This window comes from Cohnella baijiui (genome assembly GCF_020731285.1).
Classification (GTDB): domain Bacteria; phylum Bacillota; class Bacilli; order Paenibacillales; family Paenibacillaceae; genus Cohnella.
In genome coordinates, this window is record NZ_JAJFOW010000302.1 from 1 (window position 1) to 250 (window position 250).

Annotated in this window: 1 protein-coding gene; it reads right to left on the reverse strand. The window is 52.8% G+C overall.

The window, feature by feature from the left end:
- Nucleotides 1-133 precede the first annotated feature (133 nt).
- Nucleotides 134-250 (reverse strand): SDR family oxidoreductase (locus LKX83_RS32730; protein WP_227887451.1); only part of this gene is annotated, 117 nt, incomplete at its 5' end.

Consider the following 250-nt stretch of genomic DNA (forward strand, 5'->3'; position numbering starts at 1 on the left):
AGGGAAGGGAACGACAGTAGAAATCACGCTGCCGATCTTCGGCAAACAGGCTTAGAAATAGGCCTGCTTGCTAAAAGAAAGGAAGATAGGTACCAGGAGCGGTGAGTGAAAGTGCTCCTGGTACCAAACTGGATTAGTCCATGACAAGTCCGCCATCGACCACAAGATTCTGACCGGTCACAGCTCGCCCCCATGGAGAAGCAAAAAATAGAACGGCATCCGCCGCTTCTTGCGGTGTCGTCACCCGCTG